Raw genomic sequence first — 18,661 nt, 5'->3', positions numbered from 1 at the left:
CGTTATCCTCTCTTTTCCAAGCTTTGGCGATCAATTTCGAATTCAATTTTGCGAATTTTCCCGTTATGGGGACTTACCACAAGAATCCCAGCCGCTTCTTCATATAGCAAAGCGTAGGGGAGCAATCGATCCCGAATGCTGCTGCCTGTCCATTCGTAAGGCTGGCGTTCTCGTTCCACCTTGACGAGGTACAGGTCTTCCTCCACTTGAGCCCAATGGTCCACATAGAGGCGGCTTTCCCATTCGGCACCGCCGGCGTCTGCGCCTCCATCCACTTGAATGAAGAGCGGAATGCGCCGCTTGACGGTCAACACCTCGTAGCCGGCATTCTCTAACAAGGCAACGGCGTCGGTTACCGGTATTTCCTCATCAGGTTCTATATGCAGGGGTCGATCCGGCAGCCTATTCCACCAGCGCCTGATTTGAAAAGACCCCCAGATCACAAAAAGCACCAGTAAGAGGATGACAATGTAGCCATCTCCATTTTTCATTCCCATCACCCGAATATATATTCGCCTTTTTTCGTCGAAATCCTTCTCCAGGAAAAAAGCTTTCGATCTTTCAAAAAAAGACTCATCGCGTTTCGATGAGCCTGTTCATGAGGAATATATGCAATTCATCAACCTGAGCTTATAGGGGTTAGGAGCCAAAGGTTCCGGCTGCTTGGGCAACCGTATCGGCAATCAGGCGATCCAGATCTCCTGTTAAAGTCTGCGGTTCCCCAATCCATTCCCACAAAGCAAGAAACTCAATGTTCCCTTCGCCGCCGGTGATGGGAGAGAACGTCAATCCGTTTAGGCCATAGCCCGTATCAGCGGCAAACCGAAGCACGGTTTCGAGTACTTCCCGGTGCACCCCATGATCCCGAATGACTCCGGACTTGCCAACCTTCTCCCGGCCTGCTTCAAATTGCGGCTTGATCAGGGCCGCCACCTTCCCGTTCGGCTCGAGAATGCCAGCTAACGGCGGAAGGATGAGCTTCAAGGAGATAAAGGAAACATCGATGGTCGCAAAATCCGGCGTTTCCTCCGGAAGGTCAGCACGCGTCAGATAGCGGAAATTCGTCCGTTCCATGACGGTTACACGAGGGTCGTTGCGAAGCGACCAGTCCAACTGGTTGTACCCCACGTCTACAGCGTAGACGTGCTTGGCTCCGTTTTGGAGAGCGCAATCGGTGAAGCCCCCGGTGGAGGCACCGATGTCCAGCATGACCGCCCCCGTCACATCCAGTCCGAAATGCTTGATCGCTTTCTCCAGCTTCAATCCGCCACGGCTTACATAGGGATGCAGCGCTCCTTTGACCTTCAGGACTGAGGTTCGGGGGATCTTGGTTCCCGCCTTCTCCACCGGCTGTTCATCCGCGAGGACGAGGCCTGCCATGAGGGCGGCCTTTGCTTTCTCGCGGCTTTCGTAGAAGCCCTGCTCCACGAGCAGGACGTCGATTCGTTCTTTGTCGCTCAGGGGATTCGTCTCCTTCTCTTCAATAACGGAGCTTGAGCTAAGTGGCTCAGGCTCTCTGCCGTTTCGACCGGGGAAGCATCTGCTGAACCTGAGCCGCCACATTCTCGGCGGTGAGGCCCACTTCCTGCCGCTGCTCCTTGATCGATCCATGCTCGACGAAATAATCGGGCACACCCATGCATTTGATCGAAAGGGTGAGGCCGTGGTCGGCATAGAATTCCTGCACTGCACTGCCAAAGCCTCCGAGCCGCGCGCCTTCCTCCAACGTGAGGATCTGGTACCGGCCCTTGGCCAGCCTCAATAGCATCTCTTCGTCAAGCGGCTTGATAAAGCGTGCATTGACGATATGAAGCGAGATTCCAAGGGGACGAAGCAAATCAGCTGCTTCCTCCGCCAGCTGCACCATAGGGCCAACAGCCAGCACGGCGATCCGTTCGCCTTCGCGAACGGTCTCCCAGGTGCCAATCGGGATCGGTTCAATGATCTCCTCCGGCTTTACGCCGGTACCGTTGACTCGCGGATAGCGATAGGCGATGGGACCTGCATCATATTGCTGAGCCGTCACCATCATGCGGCGAAGCTCGTTCTCATCCTTGGGCATCATGAGGACCATATTCGGGAGGTTCCGCAGGAAGGCGATGTCATAAACCCCTTGATGCGTCTCCCCGTCCGGCCCGACAAACCCGGCCCGATCAATCGCGAACGTGACATTCAGCTTCGGTCGGCAAATGTCATGCACAACCTGGTCGTACGCCCGCTGCAGGAAGGTCGAATAGACGGCAAAGACCGGCTTCATGCCCTCCTGAGCGAGTGCAGCGCATACCGTTGCCGCATGCTGCTCGGCGATGCCGACATCCACCATCCGCTTCGGATAGCGCTCCGCAAACTTCATAAGCCCGGAGCCGCCCGGCATAGCCGGGGTGATGGCGACGATCCGCTCGTCATGAGCCGCAAGCTCGATCAACATGTTACCGAACACTTCCGTATACATTGGCGCACCGACCGCTTTGATCATTTGGCCGGACTCGATCTTGTAGGCGCTCGCTCCATGCCAGGCGTGGGAATCGGCTTCGGCGTGCGTGTAGCCCTTTCCTTTGCGCGTGAGAACATGAATGAATACCGGACCGTTCACCTTGTCCGCCTGGCGGAAGGTATCGAGCAGTTGTGAAATGTTGTGCCCGTCCACAGGGCCGAAATACGTAAAGCCCAACTCCTCGAAAAGAGCGCCCGGAATCAAAAAATACTTCATGCCGTCTTTGAACCGTTCTGCTGTTTTGGCGAGCGTTTCTCCGACGGCGGGGATGCGTTTCAAGAGAGCTTCAATCTCTTCCTTGGCCTTTTTATAATGGCGGCCCGCCCGGATCTTCATCAGGTAGTTGTGCATGGCCCCGACGTTTGGCGCAATCGACATCTCGTTGTCGTTCAAGATCACCATGAGCTTCTTCTGCTCATGTCCGATATGGTTCAAGGCCTCAAAAGCCATTCCACCGGTCAGAGCTCCGTCCCCAATCAAGGCTACAACCTGATTGGTTCGGCCCTGAAAGTCGCGGGCCATGGCCATCCCCATCGCAGCAGACAAGGAGGTGCTGCTGTGTCCGGCTTCCCATACATCATGCTCACTCTCGGAGCGCTTGATGAAGCCGCACATCCCGTGATACTTCCGCAGCGAGTCAAATTGATCCTTACGTCCGGTTAAGATTTTGTGAACGTACGATTGGTGGCCTACATCGAATATGAGTTTATCATCAGGACTGTTAAAATAGTAATGAAGCGCCAGGGTCAGTTCAACGATCCCCAGGTTGGAGGACAAGTGCCCGCCAGTAACCGACAACTTCTCGATCAAGAACCGTCGAATTTCTTCGGCGAGCGGCTCCATATCCTCGATCGACAAAGCCTTCAGGTCTTTGGGCTCCTGAATTCGTTCGAGCACGTAAGGTTCCCCCGTTTCTCGTTGTAATCGCAACGTCCATTATACCACAACAAGGGAAACACACTCAACGAAGGAGCATTTTTGTGACAAAGGGGTGACGGCTACACCGGTGGTGATAGAACATACAGCTGTAAAACCGAAACCGGAATATCCATGAACGCCTCGACGATCGCTTCGTCATACCGGGTTCCAGCCCCCTCCCGAATCCCCTCTCGCGCTTGTGCGACCCTACACGGCTGTCCGCCCGATTCAAAGGAATCATTGACCAATCGATCAAAATCATCCAAAACAGCACACACCCGGGCCAGATAGGGAATTTTTTCACCTGCGAGGCCATCCGGGTACCCGCTCCCATCATAGTGCTCATGGTGATGCCGAATGATCTCCAGCACCTCCGGTCCCAGCTCCGAATGAGAGCGCATTAAATCCGCTCCAGCCTGAGCATGCAGTAAGCGGATGTTGAGTTGCTCGCTCGTCAGCTTCGCTTGAGGAATCCACAGCTCGGAGGGGAACAAGCCAACTCCGACATCATGCAAAAAGCTTCCGATGATGAGCGCCCTCTTGGAGGCATCATCCAAAGCCAGTTCATCCGCCAGCTTGTCCGCCAAGATGGCAACCCTAACGCAATGCCGATACATAGCTGGATGCTTTCTTGACAAAAACTCCATCCATTCCATAGCATTTTGTTTTGGGCCCAATCGAAAAAAATCGTTGAAGGAATGCATTCCGTCCAAGGTTCTGTTTCTCCTTTAAATGCCTTATTGTCCGCCCATTTCCAGGATGTCGTACAATATCACTTATCCGACACATCACAACCAGAGGGTGAGATTTTCAACCATGAACAACATGAATACGAATCAGTGGCTGTCCGACACATCCAGAAAAGGGAAGTCATATTCTGATGATCAAATTGTTCAAATGTTCCTGACTGTTTGCTGCACTTCGCCAAATACAAAACGAAATTACAGCCGAGCCATCCAACGATTTCGCGACTTCATCCCCCATTTGCCCCTAAAGCAGGTCTCATGGCGCGAAATCGAAGCGTTCAAGCTTTCTCTTCAACATGGAATTGCTCCTGATCGAGCCTTTGCTCCTGCCAGCATTGCTGCTTTTTTGGCTCCCCTGAAGTCCTTTTATCGATGGGGAAGCGATCCGAGCATAGCCCTTTTTTCGTCCAATCCTACCTTAACAGTCCGGATTCCAACCATCGCGGTCACGAGCCGGAACCATTACCTCACGAAAAAAGAAGTCGGAAAACTGCTTCATTCCTTGAAGGGGGGCGGGATGCGCAACTACTTGATCGGGCTTTCTCTCTTGCTTTTGGGCCTCCGGGTGTCCGAGCTTGTGAACATTCGTTGGGGTGATTTTCAAGCCGATTTGCTTGAATCCTCCGTCTACCTGAGCATAAAAAAGGCGAAGGGCGGTAAGACGAGAGACGTGAAGATTCCCGCGTTCTTATGGGATCTTTTCCGTAATTACGCGAAGTCATGCGCTGCAGAAAGGATGGAAAGCCTCCATGACGACTTCCCCCTATTCCCGATAACGGTCCGCCAGGTCGAACGCATCATTAAGAACGCGGCTCGTGCGAGTTCCATCGAGAAACCGGTTACTCCTCACTGGCTAAGGCATACGAATGCGACACTTGCCTTGCTCCAAGGAGCTTCGCTCCAGCAAGTTCAAGAATCGTTGGGGCATTCTCACATCAATACAACCCAGCGGTACCTGCATACAGTCGAACAACTAAAAAAGGGTGCACCTGATTTCGTGCACGACAGCTTACAAGAGTATATAATGTAAAAATGGAAAATTATTTGAGTAAAGACATATGAAAAAAATGGGGAGAAAAGTCGGATAAGTGATATTGTACGACACGAAGGTTCCGAGAGGGTCATACATAAAAAATAGACCGTTAGGATTATTTCCCTGACGGTCTATAAGGCGTCTGTTAATGGTCGCGATTCATTAAGTATTGGGCTAGCTCGATCAACCGATCCGGCTGGGAAAAACCTGCTTCACTCACCGCTCGAATCGCTCTTTCGGTAAGCTCGGTTACGCGCTCGCGAGAGGCTTCCAACCCCAATAAATAGGGATAGGTCACTTTATGCTGCCGCTCATCGCTCTTCACGGGCTTTCCCAGCTTCCCTTCATCGCCGGTCAAGTCAAGAATGTCATCTTGGATCTGAAAGGCAAGCCCGATGGAGTACCCGAAGGTCTTTAAGGCTTCTAGCTGCCGTTCCGTGGCTCCTGCGATGCGTCCTCCTGCAAGAAGGGAGAAGACGATGAGATCCCCGGTTTTGTGCGTATGAATGGCTTGCAGGCCTTCCACGTCGGTAACGCCTTGCTCCCCTTCCATATCGGCCGCCTGCCCACCGACCATGCCCAGAGGGCCTGCCAGACGAGAAAGGTCTTCCACGATGCTCAGGCACACATCTGCAGGAGCTCCAAGCTTGCCTGCCTCCGTTATCAGATGGAATGCATGCGTCAACAACCCGTCCCCTGCCAGAATCGCCATCGCTTCGCCAAACACCTTGTGGTTGGTGAGGCGCCCTCGCCGGTAATCGTCATTGTCCATGGCGGGAAGATCGTCATGAACGAGCGAGTAAGTATGGACAAGCTCGACTGCACAAGCAACCGGCATGGCGGCTTCCACGTTCCCGCCGAGCGCTTCTGCCGCAGCCAGTGTCAGGACAGGCCGCATCCGCTTGCCCCCGGCCAATAGAGAATAGGTCATCGCATCCTTGAGCTTCGGATGCAGGTCCCATCCCTTTGGCCAGACCGATGCCGCCAGATGAGTTTCGACGCGGCTCGTTTGTTCCGCCAAGTACTGCGTAAAGCTCTTTGCTTTCTCGGTCATCGTTCTTGACTCCCCCATCGCGAAATCTGGTATATCCGAGCAAAAAGCCTTCCGTATTTCCCGGAAGGCTTCACTTGGTTGCTTACGGCCGATCGTCTCCTTCGACAGCGAAGGGCTTCTTCACCAGGGAGCCATTTTCCGAGACCAGCATTTCGATCTTGCGCTCCACTTGCTCAAGCTTCTGGCCGCACAGATGAGACAGCTTCATTCCCTCTTGAAACCACTCGATGGCTTGCTCCAGCGGAACGTCTCCCGATTCCAGCCTGCTGACGATTTCCTCCAGCCGCTGCATGGCCTCCTCGAACGAAAGCGCAGCCGCCTCGTTCTCCCCTTGAGGTTGTGCGTTCATCCCTGCTTCTCCTCCCTTGTCTCTCCGTCTGAGCCGCTCTCGGTCGAATCAATCCCCCAGACCGAAGCAGTCAGCTTGCCGTCTCCCAGCCGCACACGCAGAAGATCGCCGGGCTGAACCTGATGGACGGAGCGAACGAGCTTCTTCTCGTCCTCCTCGTAGACCAGGCTGTAGCCGCGGCTCATCACCTTCAGCGGGCTGAGGGCATCCAGTTGGCGCAGCGTTGCCTCCCATTCCCTCGCTTTGGCGCGATGAATGGAAGCCATCGCTTGCTGAAGCTGCTTGGCCGCTACATTCGTGCGCGTGCGAGCAAGGCTCGCCTGCTCCTTCGGGCTGCGCGATTCGAGCCTCCGCTCCATGCGCAGCTGGCGCTGATGCTGCGAAGCGACAAGCCCCTTCATGCGGAAGACCAGCTGCTCCTGCAAGCGGTCTCGTCGCTGGGAAGGCTGCTGGAGCATACGCTCCGGCTGGCTCAGCACCTGAGAGCGGCGCAGCTTCGCAAGACGCTCCTGCTGCCGCTCCAGCTGATGAACGAGCGCGCGCTGCATGTGGGCTGTCCGCATCGCCACCTGCTGTTTCAGCTCCAGGTGATGCGGAACGGTCAGCTCGGCTGCGGCTGTCGGTGTCGCCGCGCGAAGATCTGCTACGAAGTCGCAGATGGTAAAGTCGGTCTCGTGCCCTACGGCTGAGACGACCGGGATGCGCGACGCATAGACGCTGCGGGCGACGATCTCCTCGTTGAAGGCCCACAGCTCTTCCAGCGAGCCGCCGCCGCGCCCGACGATCAGCACATCGGCTTCGCCCATCCGATTCATCTCGTCAATGGCAGCGGCGATGGATGGAGCGGCCCCCTTACCCTGCACGAGCACCGGGTACAGCAGGATGTTAACGGATGGACTGCGTCGCTTCAGCGTGATCAGAATGTCCCGAACCGCTGCTCCGGTCGGCGATGTGATGACGCCGATGGTATGCGGGTAGCGAGGAAGCGGCTGCTTGCGCTCCGCGGCAAACAGCCCCTCTTGCTCCAGCTTCTTCTTTAATTGCTCATAGGCCAGATACAGGCTGCCGACTCCGTCGGGCTGCATCTGGGTCACATAGAACTGATATTGCCCGTCCCGCTCATAGACCGAGACGCTGCCTCTGGCGAGAACCCGCGTCCCCTCGCGAGGAAGAAACGGCAGTCTCGCATTATAAGAGGAAAACATGATGCTCTTCAGACGACTGTCCGCATCCTTCAGCGTGAAATACATATGGCCGCTGGAGTGATGGGTGAAATTCGAGATTTCTCCTCGAATCCAAATGTCTTGAAGGAGCGGCTCTCCCTCCAGCTTCCTTTTGATGAGCCGGTTCAGGTCACGAATGGACAGGACGGCTTGTCCCTGACCGTCCGGCTTCGCCTCATTCGGCGGAAACATAAGATCCCGTCTGCCGAGCCGCTTGAAGGGTATTTTGCAAAAGCATGGTGATGGTCATCGGTCCGACACAGCCGGGTACGGGCGTAACGTAGCTGGCGGTATCCCGGACATCTTCCAGGTCTACGTCTCCGCACAACTTGCCGGCTTCGTCGCGATTCATCCCGACGTCAATGACGACGGCTCCGTCCTTCACATGCTCTTTCTTGATCATCTTGGCGCGGCCGATGGCAGCCACGAGAATGTCCGCCTGCTTGGTGATCTCGGTCAAGTCCTTCGTGCGGGAGTGGCAGACGGTTACCGTCGCATTCTCGCGAAGAAGCAGCATCGCCATCGGCTTGCCGACGATATTGCTGCGTCCAATGACAACTGCATGCTTGCCTGCAACTGGAATCTCCAAGCGCTTGAGAATTTGAATGACTCCAGAAGGCGTACAGGGAAGCAAGCCGTCTTTTCCAACCATCAGGTTGCCGACATTCACCGGATGGAAGCAGTCTACATCCTTGTGAACCGAGATGCTGTCGATGACCGTTTCCTCATGAATGTGTTTGGGCAAGGGAAGCTGAACCAGAATGCCGTGGATGCGGTCATCCTTGTTCAATTGTCCGATCATGGTCAACAACTCGGACTCTGACGTCTCGGCGGGCAGCTTGTGAACCTCCGAGTAGATGCCTACCTCCTCGCAAGCTTTCGCTTTGTTGCGAACGTAGACGGCGGATGCGGGATCGTCTCCCACAAGCACAACAGCCAGCCCGGGCTGTTTGCCTTGGTTGGCCATGCTTTGCACGTCCTGCTTGATCTCCTCGCGAATGGATTGCACCAGTTCTTTTCCATTGATGATCTGTGCGGTCATGCGAACTCTCCCCTTCCCTTCGTCGGTATGATCCAAATTGGATGCGTTTAAGAGGCGGTCGTTCCGGAATACTTGGCTTTCAGCGCGTCCAGCTCCAAAATCATTTTCCCCAAGACCCCGTTAACGAACTTACCGGATTCCTCGGTGCCAAAATGCTTGGCGAGCTCAATGGCCTCGTTTACGACGACCTTAGGGGGCGCATCCTCGCGGAACACCATCTCGTAGGCAGCAAGGCGAAGGACCTCGCGGTCGATCTTCGACAAGCGGTCGATCTTCCAGCCCTTCAAATAGTCGCCCAGCATCTCATCTAGAATGCTCAGCCTTGCCGTGGTTCCTTCCACCAGCTCTTGAATAAACTCAATGGCGATGGCTTCCCCTTCGACCTTGAGCTCCGCTTCATTGTCATGCTCTGCCTCGGTTACCGCCGCAACGATGGCATCGTGCGAGCTGACCTCGTTCATCTGCATCTGGTACAAGCTTTGGATTGCGATCTCTCGTGCTACTCTTCGTTTCATCTACATTTACCCTCCAAAAAAAGAACAGCCCAAAAAGGCCGTCCCTCTGTGATTCATCTGAACATTCGCCATCTCTCCGTCAGCCACTGAAGAAGCTCCTCACGTTCAAACAGCGGCTCCCGCCGGTCAAGCTTTCTTCCCACATAATAACCGATATAGACCAGGAAAGCAAAGATCAGCATGTCCCAAAACCCAGCGATGAGATAGACGATTCCCAGCACCAGGCCGCATGCGGAGCCGATCAGCTTACCGCTGTGCCGCTCCCATAGTTCACGCCACATGAAGCCCGATCCCTCCTATTCCACCCGGCTCTTGAAGGCAGGCGCACTCTGAACGACGTTCGCCACATACACGGATACACGGGCTACCGGAATACCGGTGATCTCTTCAATATAAGATTTGATGGAGCTCTGAACTTCTTCCGTAATCGCCGGAATCGAAGTCTCTCCATCCACTACGGTACGGATCTCGATTTCGAGCCCCGCCTGATCCACCTTCACCCGGGCTTTCAAATCTTTCAGCCCGCGTGTACGTCCAGCTGCCTTGAGCGCCAAATTCTCGACCGTATCGATTGAGATGCGAACATCACCAAGCTCGGTTCGCTGATCGATCGAAGGGATCGCCGGAGAAGAGGTGCGAATCGACAGGTAGAACAGCCGCACCGCTACGATGAGCATCAGGCAGCTTCCCGCGATCACGATGGCAGACGTCTGACGGTCGAAGTAGACATCCCTCAGGAACGTACGGGAGTCTTCAAACGCGATGACCCCGAAGGAGCAGAGAAGCAGAACGACCATAGCAAAGATGGCGACCAGGCTGAAGATAAAGAGCAAAAAGCGGTCAATGATTTTGGCCACGGTGGTATGTCCCTCCTGAACTAAAGGACCCCCCCGCTATCCGGGCATGCGGAAGCTAAGGGGGTTCATTCCGATCAATTGGTGTGAGGCAACAGCGTTACCTTGCTTACTTGACGCGGTTGACTGGCGTATCCTCTTCAACAACCTTCTCTTGGTTCTTGAACTGTACGTCATGGATCTGTACGTTCACTTCCACCACATCGAGACCGGTCATCGATTCGATCGCCTTCTTGACATTGTCTTGAATCTTGCCGGCTACTTCCGGAATCTTGAAGCCATATTCGATCACGATGGACACATCGACGGCCGCTTCGCGTTGGCCGACTTCTACTTTCACGCCTTTGGCCAGGTTTTTGCGGCCGAGGAGCTCAGCAACTCCGCTCGCGAAACCTCCGCTCATGCCGGCAACGCCTTCTACTTCCACAGCAGCCAGACCGGCAATGACTTCAATGACTTCAGGTGCAATTTGGATATTGCCCATATCCGTCTTCTCGTAATCCGGGATAATTGTGCTCATATCTTCTTCTAACCTCCACGTGAAGCGATGCAAACCGCCTGCCGAACCATGGGTCCATAACCATCCGATAGGGATTGCAGGCAATGTTTGTCTTACTTCATTACTATAGCATTTCGAGGGAATTATGACAAACTTGAGATCGTTCCCGAAAAATGCCGCTTCCGAAGCGTCAAGAAGTCGGATCGTTCACATCATGCTCCTCAAGGAACTTGATGTCGAAGTCCCCTTTTAGGAAGACCTCATGCTCAAGCAACTTGAGATGGAACGGGATGGTCGTCGCGACGCCTTCGATGGCAAATTCGTTCAGTGCCCTCTTCATCCGGTCGATCGCTTCTTCCCGTGTCTGCCCCCATACGATCAGCTTTGCGATCATGGAATCGTAGTGCGGAGGAATGGAGTATCCTTGGTATGCTGCGCTGTCAACCCGCACACCGAGCCCGCCCGGCGGCAAATAGAAGCGAATCTGACCGGGTGATGGCATGAAATTGCGGGACGGGTCTTCGGCGTTGATGCGGCATTCGATAGACCAGCCGTTCCAGCGGATGTCCTCCTGGCGGAAAGAAAGCGTCTCGCCTTCCGCAACCCGAATCATTTCTTTGATCAGATCGACACCGGTTACGTATTCCGTAACGGGGTGCTCCACCTGAATACGGGTGTTCATCTCCATGAAGTAATAGTTGCCGTCCGGCCCTAGGAGGAACTCGAGTGTTCCTGCACCTGAATAATTCACGGCTTTTGCAGCACGTACCGCGGCCTGCCCCATCGCACTTCTCAGCTCGGGAGTCAGGGTTGAGCAAGGTGCTTCCTCGACCAGCTTTTGCCGCCGCCGCTGAACGGAGCAGTCTCGTTCGCCCAAATGGACGACATTTCCGTGGCTGTCCGCGATGATTTGAATTTCGACATGCTTCATGCCCGTTAAGAACTTCTCCAGATAGACCCCTGCGTTGCCGAAGTTCTTTTGAGCTTCCTGCTGTGCTATGGTGATCTGTTGAACGAGGGTGTCCTCGTCCTCAGCAATCCGAATCCCCTTGCCGCCGCCGCCGGCCGTTGCCTTGATGATAACGGGATAGCCGATTTCACGGGCGATGAGCACCGCTTCCTCCACGTCCACTATGAGGCCGTCCGAACCGGGGATGACCGGCACTTGGGCTTCCTTCATCGTCTGCTTGGCTACCGCCTTGTCTCCCATGCGGTTGATGGCATCGGGAGACGGACCGATGAAGACGATCCCGCAGCGTGCGCAGATCTCCGCAAAGTCGGCGTTTTCCGCGAGGAAGCCGTAGCCGGGGTGGATGGCATCCGTTTCCGTCAAGGTAGCAACGGTCATGATATTCGTCAGGTTCAAGTAGCTGTCCTTGGACAGAACCGGACCGATACAGTAGGCTTCATCAGCCAATTTTACATGCAGCGAATCGCGATCCGCCTCGGAGTATACGGCTACGGTGTAAATGCCCATTTCCCGGCAGGCTCGGATAATCCGAACCGCGATTTCGCCCCGATTGGCGATCAGAATCTTATGAAATTTCATGAATTGTCCTCCCGATTTACTGCTTCTTCAGCAGGAAGAGGGGTTGTCCATATTCGACGAGCTGTCCGTTGTCCACGAGCACCTCGACGATTTCCCCTTTCGCTTCCGCTTCGATCTCGTTCATCAGCTTCATCGCCTCGATGATGCAAACGACCGTCTTCTCGGTTACTTTGCTTCCCGGGTTCACGAATACAGGAGAATCGGGGGACGGCGAGCTGTAGAAGGTTCCTACCATGGGAGAGACAATGGTATGGAGATCGGCCGCTGCCGGAACCGGTGCTGCCTCCTGTGCGGAAGTGGAAGCCGTGGTAGCCTCGGCTTTGGGAGCCGCTTGCGCAGGAATGGCTTGGGGAGCGCTGTATCCCGATACGAGCGGGGTAGACGAAACAAGAACGGATTCGGTCTTGCCGGGTTTACGCAAAAAGAGCTTGAAGCCCTCGTTTTGGATCTCCAATTCTTGCAAGGACGATTGATCGACCACTTTGATCAATTCTTTGATTTCATTCAGCTTGAACAAGGGCTTTCACTCCTTTGATAATGCTGCCTGTCGGCGAATGCTTCCCTTACTAACGGAGGCCCGCACCAGGCGGGACATCCATCGACCCATCTTGCAACGCTCGTATTATATCATATATCCTATCCGAATTTAACGCTAATTATGAGTTGCTATTAAGAGCAGGCCAAAAAGAAGAGAAAGCCTGCCGGAGAAGCTCACCCGGCAGACTTCATGCACCCGTTCGAATCGGGTCGATGCTTCTACTTGTGGTACTGGATGACGACTTTATCCGGGGAAACGTTCAGCACCTGGGAGGCGAGGTCGATGATGCTGACGGCCTGGCTCTTTTCCAGCTTACCGGACTGGACGATGATCTTCCATTTGCCGCTCTCCTGCTGCACGAGCGCGTTCGCATATCCGTCCTTGAGGAGCTGCTCCTCGATGCTCGTCTTTTTGGCTTGCTGCTTCTCCAGCATGTCGTAGTCTTCATTGGCCTTGGCTTGCGCTTCGAAGCTTTGGGTCGAATCCGTCATGACGGTTTGAAGAGAATCCAGCTGTTTCGCCAATTGATCGTTTTGTTGGATCTGGGTGTAGGTGAAGAAATCCTGCTCTGAGTTGGCTTGGTTCGCCACCTTATCCAAGATCTGCTCATCGGTCAGCTTATTGGCGTCAGCGTCGGTATGCTCCTGCGCAGTGGCGGGAACATCTGCCGGCTCTCCGGCTTTATCGGCGGTCTTCTCTGCATTTTTCTCCGATCCTGTGGTCGAAACAGCGGCGGGGTCTGCTGCTGTCGGGTCGGTCAGGCTGTCGAGGGCCGTTCCTTTGCTGTCGGAGTCCTTGGCGGTGTTCTTCGCTGCGGCGTCGGTGGCATCCTGGTGGGTGAGATTCACTTGTTCAGAAGCGGCCGGGTCGGCAGCCGTTCCTTTCAATTTGTCCACATCCTCGGTGAACAGGTAGTAGGCGGACAGGACGACCATCAAGCTGAGCATGGAGACGAGCCAAATTGTTTGTCTTTTCGTATTCATTGTGCAATTCCTCCTTGAGAATGAATTATTGCTTTCGGGGTATGACCGAGATTCGGTTTACCGGAACGTCAAGCCCCCGTTCGACCGCTTCCAAGAGCAGCTTTTTGACCGTCAGGTTCTCCGCCCCTTCCGCAACGACCACAACCCCGCGAATCTTCGGTTTTATGGTTTTGACAATCAAGGGAGCCTGGTTGCCGGACACCTGATAGAGCACCACTTCTCCGCTGTTCGAAACATCCGTGACGTGGCGGGTTGCTCCCGCCTGATCCTTCTCATTCGTCGTCTGCTGGGTTTGCTTGACCGACTTCTCGACAATCGATTCCTCTGTAGAATCGATGGTGACGAGCACCTCTACCTGACCGACACCGACAATCTTTTCCATGATTTCTTTCAACTCGGATTCATAAGCCTGCTCGTAATCATGAAAAGGGGTTTGACTCTTGCTTTCGGCTCCCCAAGCAGGCTGGACCGATTCCGTCGCTCCCGGCGGCGATGCCCGTCCGGTAGCGCCGGGATCTACCTGCTTCACGCGCATCTGACTCAGTACCATCAGCAGGGCCCCAACCAGTCCGAGCAGGATGAGAAAGCGCATCAGCTTCGGGCGCTTCTCTCCCTTTTCTCCTCCTCCGAGCCAGTCGTCCAGCTTCTTTTTCCAATCGGCCATCTCGACTCCTCACCTCCTGCTCGTTCCTTCTTCCGTCCGTTCCCGGACAACGGCAATGCGCTCGGGTTCCACTTGCCAAGTCGAAGCGATATAGTCCACGATCGGGTCCGCCCTCCGAGAGAGCGTTCGCTCTTCTAGTTCATTCCTGCTCGGGGCCAATGCTTCTTGCGCTTCCTCTCCCTCTCCTGCAGACTGGTCGAAGGGAGCGATCGGAGCCATAACCGCTATCGGAGCAATGGGGCGAAACCCAGCCTTCTCCTCTGCCCGAACTGACAGTTGGCTGTTCTCCTCCTCCAGCGTGATGTGAACGGAAGTGAGTAGAAGGGTTCCCGCCGAGTCCACCTCTGTGGTCACGGCCACCTCTCTCGCCGTCATTCCAAACCGGCTCTCCACTTCCTCCTTGATGGCTGCCTTCGCTTTGTCCTCTACGATCTGCTTGGCTGCCGCCCCGTCCATGGCCTTGAGTCTTTCGGCTTCCTGTTGAATGGCTCCCAGTGACGTGCTTGCCGCCTGCCCGTTCGTTGGGATGACCAAGGCGCTCCCGGACTGCTCCCGAATGGATTGAAGCAGCCGGTCCGTGTCCCAATTCATCCGGAACAGATGGAGGACGGGCGTGAGCAGGATCATGAGCAGGAATAAACCGATGACGGTCTTCACGTACCGCTGCATGGATTTGTTCGGCAGCAGCATATCCGCGAAGGTCGCAAGCAGGACCACGACGATGATCTCCTTGATCCATGAGCTAAGCCAGGCCAATCGCTACCCCTCCTTTACCGCATCATGAGCGAGACGTTCCCCGCCGTGATCAGGATGGTAAGGGCGAGGAAGAACATGAGGCCAACCGCGGCTAGCGCGGCAAAGACGTACATCATGTTCTTGCCGATGGTTTGCAGGCAGCCAATGATTGGACTGTCGCCAAGAGGCTGGATGACCGCGGCCGAAAGCTGATAGATGAAGGCGAGGGCCATGATCTTGAGTGCCGGAAACGCGCAGATCAGAATGAGGATGAACACGCCGGCGAGGCCGATCGAGTTTTTCACCAACAGCGAAGCTCCGATGACGGTATCCGACGCGTCCGTGAACATTCGGCCGACGACCGGAATGAAGTTGCCCGCCACGTATTTGGCCGCTCGCAGCGTGACCCCGTCGGTTACCGCGCTTGTCGCCCCCTGAACCGAAAGCACCCCGAGGAAGACCGTTACGGCGAGGCCAAGCGCGCCGATTCCTACATTGCGCAACAGCTTCGCGAGCTGGGTGACCTTGTAGCGGTCGCTGATCGAGCTGACGATGCTGAGCAGCGTCGAGAAGAACAGGAGCGGAAAGATGACGAAGTGCACGAGCGTGCTGACCGTGTGGATCATGAAGATGATAAACGGATGAAGCACCGTCACCGATGTCACATTGCCCATCGACCCTGTGAGGGAGAGCAGCAGTGGAACAAGCGCCATCATGACGTTCACCATACTGGTAATCGCGGTTTTGGCGTAGCTGATGCCCAGGTTGAAGCTGTTCACCGCGAGGATCATCAGCACGAGGTAACAGATGGAGTACGCCACCTTGCTTACGGCTTGTTTTTCGAAAGCCGTCTGGAGCGTCTCCAGAATCATACTGAACACGGTAAGGGCAACAAGGGTTGCAAGCAGGCGGCCTCCGACAACAATCTCATGAAACAGATAGTTCAGAAGACCGCTTAGCATGGACTTCATTCCCGGTCCGTGTCCGGCGAGTACCTCTTTGAACGAAGGAACTTGACTCCCTGGAAGGTATCCGCCGTAATCGTGCATGAGTTGGTTCCAGAAGGTTTCCACGCCGTCCGTCTTCACGCCTTGCGCTCCTGAAGGGGCGGGAGCGGTCGGCTCCGGTTCGGCGGCGAACGCTTGGCCGCATGCGACGAGTAGATAGAGAACGAGAATGAGCAGGATCGATTTCATTGAGCGCACGTCGGCATCCCTCCGGTGAAGCGAACTGGCCCGTCATGCAGGTATGAGACGAATGACGGTCTCGACGATGACGGTGATGATCGGGATCGCCATGACCATGATGAGAATTTTGCCGGAGAGTTCGATCTTGGAGGCGATCGCCTCCAGTCCGGCATCGCGCACAATTTGGGCACCAAATTCGGCAATATAAGCGATCCCGATAATCTTAAGGATGGTTTTGAAGAACACCGGCTTCACCTGCGATTTGGCGGCCAGGTCCTCCAAGACCTGAATGATCGATGAGATTTTACCGAGAAGGAACAGGAAGATCAGAATGCCCGTGAACATGGCCAAGAGGAAGGCAAACATCGGCTTCTGCTCCTTCACGATGAGAACGAGGACGGTGGCGATGATGGCGATGCCGACGAGCTGAACGATTTCCACGGTGTCCTCCTATTGGAACAAGAAGATGGTTTTGATTTCCTTGAAAAGGCTGCTCAGCATGTTCACCACCATGAACAACACCACCACGAAGCCGATCAGCGTCACCCAGCTGGCCATGTCCTCCTTGCCCATCTGCTTCAGCACGGTATGGATCATCGCGATGATGATGCCGATTCCGGCTATTTGAAATATCGCGTTGACATCGATATTCATAAGGCACCTCAGTCCTACAACATGATCACGACGACGAGCGCCGCCCCTAGCACACCCAGGCTTTTCCATATCTTGCCGTATTGCCTCTCCTCGTCGGATGCATGGCTTTCTTCCACAGCCAGATGGTGCAGGGCGAGATGCAGGTGCTTCAACTGATCCTGCGTATCGGAGATGCCGAGCGTGGCGCCGAGCTGCAGGATCGCTTCCCGCTCCGGCTCCTTGAGCGCCGTCCTCGGAAAGCCCCTTTGAACGGCCGCGCTCCAGCATTCTGCTGCCGTCCGGACGGTGCCGGGCTCCGTCATCCGCTCCGCCGCATCGAGAAAGATTGCCGCAAGCGGCGGGGACAAGGAGACGGCGCTCGTCTTCAACGCCTCAGGCAGAGGCGTTGCGCCGTAGCCGATCTCGGTCTCCAGCCGCTTGAGGGCCAGCCCCAGCTGGCGAAGCTGCTTGGGCCGCCGAGCCAGGCTTTGCGATTGAAAGAGCCCGAAGAGGATCCCGGCTATCAGGATCAGGAGCGCGCCAAATGTCTTCAGCATCGCCTCACCTCCAGCTCGTCAGGCGCTCGTGCCTGTCGCAGCCTTGGCCCGGCCAGCTCCTTCACCCTTGCATCGAAGCGTTCTCCTTGGCGGGTGAGCTGGACGAAGCGCCGAAAGATTCCCTCCTGCAAGAGCTTCCGCAAAGCGGGACGACCGCCGCTTTCTTCCAAGTCGCGGCCGTGGGCGGTGGCAATGACGCGAATCCCCGCATTCATCGCCTCCCACACCGCCTCGGCATCCTGGAGCGTCCCGATCTCATCTACCACCAGCACCTCCGGCGACATGGAGCGGATCATCATCATCATGCCCTCCGCCTTCGGGCAGCCGTCCAGCACATCGGTCCGGGGACCGAGATCGAAGGTCGGCACTCCGCGGACACAGGCTGCGATCTCCGACCGTTCGTCCACAACCCCGACCTTCCGGCCGCCGGGAAGCTCGCGCGTTCCCTCGCTGATCAGGCGCACCAGGTCGCGAACCAGCGTGGTCTTCCCTTGCTGCGGGGGGGAAAGGACCAGCGTATGATGAACCGTGGTTGCATCCCGGTCGAGGAGTTGTGGAAGCACTCGGCCGCCGCAGCCCTTCACCTGGCGGGCATAGCGAATGTTGAAGGAGGTCACGTCCTTCAACATCTTGACCTTGCCGCCTTCCAGTACAGCCCGTCCGGCGAGCCCGATGCGATGGCCTCCGGCTACGGTAATGTACCCCCGTCGAAGCTCTTCTTCGAAGCTGTAGAGGGAGTGGCGAGTCAAGACGTCCAGGAGTCGGACGCACTCCTCCCTACTCGGGATATAGGCTTGTTCGGGGAAAGGCGAAAGTCGGCCGAACGCATCCGGGAACCCGTGCCGGCTTCCATAGAGAATCTCAAGCGGCCGGCCTTCGCGGATGCGAATCTCCTCCAGCGTTCGCACGACCTCTCCAGGCAGCTTGGAGAGAACCGCTTGGATTCCGGGCGGAAGCAGATCGTGAATGGAATCGTTCATGGTTCGTCCCTCCTGTGGCATCTGGTCAAGCCGCTTGCCTGTCTGATCCCAATATATGCCCCGTCCGCAAAAATAGTACTCTCTCATTTTGAGTGATTCAAAAAGATA

The 18,661-nt window shown here is 55.6% G+C and carries 23 protein-coding genes; 1 reads left to right on the top strand and 22 read right to left on the bottom strand.

All coding sequences use genetic code 11. The features are described from left to right. Nucleotides 1-2: 2 nt before the first annotated feature. The 4 genes from AAFN83_RS03055 to AAFN83_RS03040 all read right to left on the bottom strand — a co-directional run bounded on the left by AAFN83_RS03055 (nt 3) and on the right by AAFN83_RS03040 (nt 4,059). Nucleotides 3-491: a hypothetical protein gene (locus AAFN83_RS03055; RefSeq protein ID WP_347766952.1), complete on the bottom strand. Its 489-nt coding sequence runs from the start codon at nt 489-491 to the stop codon at nt 3-5. Between the two features lie 148 nt (nt 492-639). After that, nucleotides 640-1,563: a TlyA family RNA methyltransferase gene (locus AAFN83_RS03050; protein ID WP_481810464.1), complete on the bottom strand. Its 924-nt coding sequence runs from the start codon at nt 1,561-1,563 to the stop codon at nt 640-642. After that, complete coding sequence (gene dxs / locus AAFN83_RS03045; protein ID WP_347766950.1) at nt 1,508-3,391, bottom strand: 1-deoxy-D-xylulose-5-phosphate synthase; 1,884 nt, start codon at nt 3,389-3,391, stop codon at nt 1,508-1,510. Before dxs ends, AAFN83_RS03050 begins: the two co-directional genes overlap by 56 nt. Before the next feature lie 101 nt (nt 3,392-3,492). Then, the gene (locus tag AAFN83_RS03040; protein ID WP_347767370.1) at nt 3,493-4,059 is read right to left on the bottom strand and encodes an HD-GYP domain-containing protein; all 567 of its coding nucleotides are present in this window, start codon (nt 4,057-4,059) and stop codon (nt 3,493-3,495) included. Nucleotides 4,060-4,144: 85 nt separating this feature from the next. On the opposite strand from AAFN83_RS03040, the gene AAFN83_RS03035 reads away from it, so the two are divergent. Continuing rightward, the gene (locus tag AAFN83_RS03035) at nt 4,145-5,188 is read left to right on the top strand and encodes a tyrosine-type recombinase/integrase (RefSeq protein WP_347766948.1); all 1,044 of its coding nucleotides are present in this window, start codon (nt 4,145-4,147) and stop codon (nt 5,186-5,188) included. Between the two features lie 148 nt (nt 5,189-5,336). Here the strand turns inward: AAFN83_RS03035 and AAFN83_RS03030 are convergent, their stop codons facing one another. From AAFN83_RS03030 to spoIIIAA, 18 genes are all read right to left on the bottom strand, one after another. Then, nucleotides 5,337-6,245, bottom strand: coding sequence for a polyprenyl synthetase family protein (locus tag AAFN83_RS03030; protein WP_347766947.1), 909 nt, complete (start codon nt 6,243-6,245; stop codon nt 5,337-5,339). 82 nt (nt 6,246-6,327) lie between these two features. Beyond that, nucleotides 6,328-6,594: an exodeoxyribonuclease VII small subunit gene (gene xseB / locus AAFN83_RS03025; RefSeq protein ID WP_347766946.1), complete on the bottom strand. Its 267-nt coding sequence runs from the start codon at nt 6,592-6,594 to the stop codon at nt 6,328-6,330. Continuing rightward, nucleotides 6,591-8,009, bottom strand: a complete 1,419-nt coding sequence (xseA, locus tag AAFN83_RS03020) for an exodeoxyribonuclease VII large subunit (RefSeq protein ID WP_347766944.1) — start codon at nt 8,007-8,009, stop codon at nt 6,591-6,593. The genes xseB and xseA overlap by 4 nt, the downstream gene beginning before the upstream one ends. Next, nucleotides 7,993-8,859, bottom strand: coding sequence for a bifunctional methylenetetrahydrofolate dehydrogenase/methenyltetrahydrofolate cyclohydrolase FolD (folD, locus tag AAFN83_RS03015; RefSeq protein ID WP_347766943.1), 867 nt, complete (start codon nt 8,857-8,859; stop codon nt 7,993-7,995). The genes xseA and folD overlap by 17 nt, the downstream gene beginning before the upstream one ends. 47 nt (nt 8,860-8,906) lie before the next feature. Next, complete coding sequence (gene nusB / locus AAFN83_RS03010) at nt 8,907-9,374, bottom strand: transcription antitermination factor NusB (RefSeq protein ID WP_347766941.1); 468 nt, start codon at nt 9,372-9,374, stop codon at nt 8,907-8,909. A gap of 53 nt (nt 9,375-9,427) precedes the next feature. Then, nucleotides 9,428-9,655 carry a DUF2273 domain-containing protein gene (locus tag AAFN83_RS03005; protein WP_347766939.1) on the bottom strand — a complete coding sequence of 76 codons (228 nt, stop codon included), beginning with the start codon at nt 9,653-9,655 and terminating at the stop codon, nt 9,428-9,430. A 15-nt stretch (nt 9,656-9,670) separates the two neighbouring features. Continuing rightward, nucleotides 9,671-10,231 (bottom strand): alkaline shock response membrane anchor protein AmaP, encoded by a 561-nt coding sequence (gene amaP / locus AAFN83_RS03000; RefSeq protein ID WP_347766937.1) that lies wholly within the window; start codon nt 10,229-10,231, stop codon nt 9,671-9,673. Nucleotides 10,232-10,337: 106 nt separating this feature from the next. Further along, nucleotides 10,338-10,748 carry an Asp23/Gls24 family envelope stress response protein gene (locus AAFN83_RS02995; protein WP_347766935.1) on the bottom strand — a complete coding sequence of 137 codons (411 nt, stop codon included), beginning with the start codon at nt 10,746-10,748 and terminating at the stop codon, nt 10,338-10,340. A gap of 169 nt (nt 10,749-10,917) precedes the next feature. After that, the gene (accC, locus tag AAFN83_RS02990) at nt 10,918-12,276 is read right to left on the bottom strand and encodes an acetyl-CoA carboxylase biotin carboxylase subunit (protein WP_347766933.1); all 1,359 of its coding nucleotides are present in this window, start codon (nt 12,274-12,276) and stop codon (nt 10,918-10,920) included. Nucleotides 12,277-12,292: 16 nt separating this feature from the next. After that, nucleotides 12,293-12,793, bottom strand: a complete 501-nt coding sequence (accB, locus tag AAFN83_RS02985) for an acetyl-CoA carboxylase biotin carboxyl carrier protein (RefSeq protein ID WP_347766931.1) — start codon at nt 12,791-12,793, stop codon at nt 12,293-12,295. Nucleotides 12,794-13,032: 239 nt separating this feature from the next. Then, a complete protein-coding gene (locus tag AAFN83_RS02980; protein WP_347766929.1) occupies nt 13,033-13,797 on the bottom strand; it encodes a SpoIIIAH-like family protein in 765 nt (254 codons plus the stop codon). 25 nt (nt 13,798-13,822) lie between these two features. Further along, nucleotides 13,823-14,461 carry a stage III sporulation protein AG gene (gene spoIIIAG, locus AAFN83_RS02975; RefSeq protein ID WP_347766927.1) on the bottom strand — a complete coding sequence of 213 codons (639 nt, stop codon included), beginning with the start codon at nt 14,459-14,461 and terminating at the stop codon, nt 13,823-13,825. Nucleotides 14,462-14,470: 9 nt separating this feature from the next. Then, a complete protein-coding gene (gene spoIIIAF, locus AAFN83_RS02970; protein WP_347766926.1) occupies nt 14,471-15,217 on the bottom strand; it encodes a stage III sporulation protein AF in 747 nt (248 codons plus the stop codon). Between the two features lie 14 nt (nt 15,218-15,231). Then, nucleotides 15,232-16,392, bottom strand: a complete 1,161-nt coding sequence (gene spoIIIAE / locus AAFN83_RS02965; protein ID WP_347767368.1) for a stage III sporulation protein AE — start codon at nt 16,390-16,392, stop codon at nt 15,232-15,234. Between the two features lie 42 nt (nt 16,393-16,434). Beyond that, nucleotides 16,435-16,824 carry a stage III sporulation protein AD gene (spoIIIAD, locus tag AAFN83_RS02960; RefSeq protein ID WP_347766924.1) on the bottom strand — a complete coding sequence of 130 codons (390 nt, stop codon included), beginning with the start codon at nt 16,822-16,824 and terminating at the stop codon, nt 16,435-16,437. Nucleotides 16,825-16,833: 9 nt separating this feature from the next. Beyond that, nucleotides 16,834-17,037, bottom strand: coding sequence for a stage III sporulation protein AC (spoIIIAC, locus tag AAFN83_RS02955; protein ID WP_347766923.1), 204 nt, complete (start codon nt 17,035-17,037; stop codon nt 16,834-16,836). Between the two features lie 14 nt (nt 17,038-17,051). Beyond that, entirely contained in the window at nt 17,052-17,573 is a 522-nt protein-coding gene (locus AAFN83_RS02950; protein ID WP_347766921.1) for a stage III sporulation protein AB, read from the bottom strand. Beyond that, nucleotides 17,567-18,553, bottom strand: a complete 987-nt coding sequence (gene spoIIIAA, locus AAFN83_RS02945) for a stage III sporulation protein AA (RefSeq protein WP_347766919.1) — start codon at nt 18,551-18,553, stop codon at nt 17,567-17,569. The genes AAFN83_RS02950 and spoIIIAA overlap by 7 nt, the downstream gene beginning before the upstream one ends. Nucleotides 18,554-18,661: the final 108 nt, after the last annotated feature.

The organism is Gorillibacterium sp. CAU 1737, assembly GCF_039888655.1.
Taxonomy (GTDB): Bacteria; Bacillota; Bacilli; order Paenibacillales; family NBRC-103111; genus Gorillibacterium.
The sequence above is the reverse complement of the archived record's forward strand: the minus strand, read 5'-3'. Positions and strand labels throughout refer to the sequence as shown.

Bases quoted from the DNA above. Each gene is read 5' to 3' on its own strand.
- AAFN83_RS03055 (WP_347766952.1), bottom strand. From the start codon at position 491: ATGAAAAATGGAGATGGCTACATTGTCATCCTCTTACTGGTGCTTTTT.
- AAFN83_RS03050 (WP_481810464.1), bottom strand. From the start codon at position 1,563: ATGTGGCGGCTCAGGTTCAGCAGATGCTTCCCCGGTCGAAACGGCAGA.
- AAFN83_RS03040 (WP_347767370.1), bottom strand. From the start codon at position 4,059: ATGGAGTTTTTGTCAAGAAAGCATCCAGCTATGTATCGGCATTGCGTT.
- AAFN83_RS03035 (WP_347766948.1), top strand. From the start codon at position 4,145: ATGCCTTATTGTCCGCCCATTTCCAGGATGTCGTACAATATCACTTAT.
- AAFN83_RS03030 (WP_347766947.1), bottom strand. From the start codon at position 6,245: ATGACCGAGAAAGCAAAGAGCTTTACGCAGTACTTGGCGGAACAAACG.
- xseB (WP_347766946.1), bottom strand. From the start codon at position 6,594: ATGAACGCACAACCTCAAGGGGAGAACGAGGCGGCTGCGCTTTCGTTC.
- xseA (WP_347766944.1), bottom strand. From the start codon at position 8,009: ATGTTTCCGCCGAATGAGGCGAAGCCGGACGGTCAGGGACAAGCCGTC.
- folD (WP_347766943.1), bottom strand. From the start codon at position 8,859: ATGACCGCACAGATCATCAATGGAAAAGAACTGGTGCAATCCATTCGC.
- nusB (WP_347766941.1), bottom strand. From the start codon at position 9,374: ATGAAACGAAGAGTAGCACGAGAGATCGCAATCCAAAGCTTGTACCAG.
- AAFN83_RS03005 (WP_347766939.1), bottom strand. From the start codon at position 9,655: ATGTGGCGTGAACTATGGGAGCGGCACAGCGGTAAGCTGATCGGCTCC.
- AAFN83_RS02995 (WP_347766935.1), bottom strand. From the start codon at position 10,748: ATGAGCACAATTATCCCGGATTACGAGAAGACGGATATGGGCAATATC.
- accC (WP_347766933.1), bottom strand. From the start codon at position 12,276: ATGAAATTTCATAAGATTCTGATCGCCAATCGGGGCGAAATCGCGGTT.
- AAFN83_RS02980 (WP_347766929.1), bottom strand. From the start codon at position 13,797: ATGAATACGAAAAGACAAACAATTTGGCTCGTCTCCATGCTCAGCTTG.
- spoIIIAG (WP_347766927.1), bottom strand. From the start codon at position 14,461: ATGGCCGATTGGAAAAAGAAGCTGGACGACTGGCTCGGAGGAGGAGAA.
- spoIIIAE (WP_347767368.1), bottom strand. From the start codon at position 16,392: ATGAAATCGATCCTGCTCATTCTCGTTCTCTATCTACTCGTCGCATGC.
- spoIIIAC (WP_347766923.1), bottom strand. From the start codon at position 17,037: ATGAATATCGATGTCAACGCGATATTTCAAATAGCCGGAATCGGCATC.
- AAFN83_RS02950 (WP_347766921.1), bottom strand. From the start codon at position 17,573: ATGCTGAAGACATTTGGCGCGCTCCTGATCCTGATAGCCGGGATCCTC.
- spoIIIAA (WP_347766919.1), bottom strand. From the start codon at position 18,553: ATGAACGATTCCATTCACGATCTGCTTCCGCCCGGAATCCAAGCGGTT.